Raw genomic sequence first — 2,581 nt, 5'->3', positions numbered from 1 at the left:
GCGACCAACCCACACTCGCCGCGGAAAGACCGGAAAGACCCCCACCCGCACCGACCCGGGACACCAACGCACCCGCCTGAGCCCGCAAAGCATCCGCACCCCGCCCGGACACCACCCACGGCACCACAGACAACGCAACAGAGGCATCCGGGGCATCCGAAGGCTGCACCGGCTCCGGAGCCTCCTCCAGAATGACGTGCGCGTTCGTACCACTCACACCGAACGACGACACACCCGCCCGACGCGGACGATCACCCGGCCGCGGCCACTCCCGCGCCTCGGTCAGCAACTCCACCGCACCCGCCGACCACTCCACCTCACGCGTCGGCGCGGTGACGTGCAGGGTGCGCGGCAGAAGCTCGTTCCGCATGGCGAGAACCATCTTGATGACACCGGCGACACCGGCGGCGGCGGCCGTGTGGCCGATGTTGGACTTCAGGGAGCCGATCCACAGCGGGCGGTCGGCAGGCCGCCCCTGGCCATACGTGGCGAGCAGGGCCTGAGCCTCGATCGGGTCGCCGAGCTTCGTGCCCGTGCCGTGGGTCTCCACGACGTCGACGTCCGCCGCGGAGACGCGCGCACTGGCGAGGGCGGCGCGGATGACGCGCTGCTGGGAGGGTCCGTTGGGGGCGGTGAGACCGTTGCTGGCGCCGTCCTGGTTGACGGCCGAACCACGCACCACCGCCAGAACCTTGTGGCCGTTGCGCCGGGCGTCCGACAGCCGCTCCAGTAGCAGCATGCCGACACCCTCGCCCCACGCAGTACCGTCCGCGGAGTCGGAGAACGCCTTGCAGCGGCCGTCGGGGGACAGCGCGCCCTGACGGCTGAACTCCACGAACGCGCCGGGCGTGGTCATGACGCTCACACCGCCGGCGAGGGCGAGGGAGCACTCGTCGTTGCGGAGTGCCTGGACCGCCAGGTGCAGGGTCACCAGGGAGGACGAGCAGGCCGTGTCGACCGTGACCGCCGGGCCCTCCAGACCGAGGAAGTACGACACCCGGCCCGAGAGCACGGCGCCGGACTTGCCCATGCCCAGGTAGCCCTCGAGAGCCTCGGGCGGCTGCCGCAGGAGAGCGCCGTAGTCGTTGCCGTTGGTGCCGGCGAAGACTCCGGTACGACTGCCTTTCAGCGACAACGGGTCGATGCCCGCCTGTTCGAGGGTCTCCCAAGTCGTCTCCAGCAGCAGCCGGTGCTGCGGGTCCATCGCCAGCGCCTCACGCGGGGAGATCCCGAAGAAACCCGCGTCGAACTCGGTGACGCCGTCGAGGAAAGCGCCCTCACGCACGTAACTGCGGCCGTTCCGCGTGTGGTCGGGGTCGTACAGGTCCTCGGCCCAGCCCCGGTCGGTGGGGAAGGCGGAGACCGCGTCGGTTCCCGCGGCGAGCAGAGACCACAAATCCTCGGGTGATGCGACCGCGCCCGGAAAGCGGCAGCCCATGCCGACGATGGCGATCGGCTCCCGGGATGCGGCCGCCATCCGGCGGTTCTCCTTGCGGAGGCGTTCGGTCTCCTTCAGAGAGGTGCGCAGGGCGTCGAGGATCTTCTCAGGAGAGGTACTGCTCATTGCTAACTCCACACGTTCGAAGAATTCAGAGAGGCTCGGCGGATTCGAACGATCAGGAATCACTGCCTTCGAATGCGATGCGGAGCAGACTCTCGGCGTCCATGGAGTCGATCGAGTCCTCGTCGACCAGCTCGTCTTCGTCTTCGTCCCCGGGGAACGCGGGGGTGTCCTCGACGTCCGCGAGCCGCAGCAGCATGTCCACGAGCCCCGCGTCCCTGATGCGTGCCGGCGGAATGGAGGCGAGGGCCCTGCGGAGCCTTTCGTCCTCCGTCCGGGTCTCCTCGTCCTCGTCCCCGTCCGGGAAGAACAGGGAGCGCAGGTACTCGGCCAGGGCGGTGGGCGTCGGATGGTCGAACACGAGCGTCGCCGGCAGCGTCAGGCCGGTGGCGGCCTTCAGTCTGTTGCGGAGTTCGACCGCGGTGAGCGAATCGAAGCCCAGGTCCTTGAACGCCCGGTCGGCGGACACGGCCTCCGGGCCGGAGTACGCCAGCACCCTGGCCACCTGGGTACGTACGAGTTCCAGCAGCGCCTGGGCCCGTTCGACCGGCGAGAGCCCGGCCACCCGCTCGCGTAGTGCCGCGGCCGAGTCCGCCGCGCGCCCGGAGCCGTCGGGCGCGGCCCCGCCGGCGGCTTCGAGCAGGCGACGAGCCTCCGGGATCTCCGCGATCAGCGACGAGTGGCGCACGGTGGTGAAAGACGGTGTGAACTGGGTCCAGTCCACATCGGCGACGGCCACGCATGCCTCGTCCCGGCCCAGCACCGTCTCCAGTGCCTTCAGGGCGTCGCCGGGTTCCATCGGCGCCACGCCGCCACGGCGTGCCCACGTCTCCCGGGCCTCGCCCACGGCCAGGCCCTCACCGGCCCAGCGGCCCCACGCCACCGATGTCGCCGCCAGTCCCCGCGCCCGGCGAACCTCCGCCAACCCGTCCAGGAACGCGTTGGCCGCCGCATAGTTGGCCTGACCGGCACCACCCACGGTCCCCGCCAGCGACGAGAACAGGACGAAGGCGTCGAGGT

General features: G+C 70.5%; 2 protein-coding genes. Both read right to left on the bottom strand.

The window, feature by feature from the left end; translation table 11 throughout:
* A partial coding sequence (locus ABZ079_RS36750; RefSeq protein WP_356943786.1) for a beta-ketoacyl synthase N-terminal-like domain-containing protein occupies positions 1-1,564 on the bottom strand: 1,564 nt, incomplete at its 3' end.
* A 52-nt stretch (positions 1,565-1,616) separates the two neighbouring features.
* The coding region (locus ABZ079_RS36745) for a beta-ketoacyl reductase (protein WP_356943785.1) at positions 1,617-2,581 on the bottom strand (965 nt) is incomplete at its 5' end.

Origin of the sequence: Streptomyces sp. NPDC006314, from assembly GCF_040613075.1 — a bacterium.
In the GTDB taxonomy this organism is placed as follows: domain Bacteria; phylum Actinomycetota; class Actinomycetes; order Streptomycetales; family Streptomycetaceae; genus Streptomyces.
The sequence above is the reverse complement of the archived record's forward strand: the minus strand, read 5'-3'. Positions and strand labels throughout refer to the sequence as shown.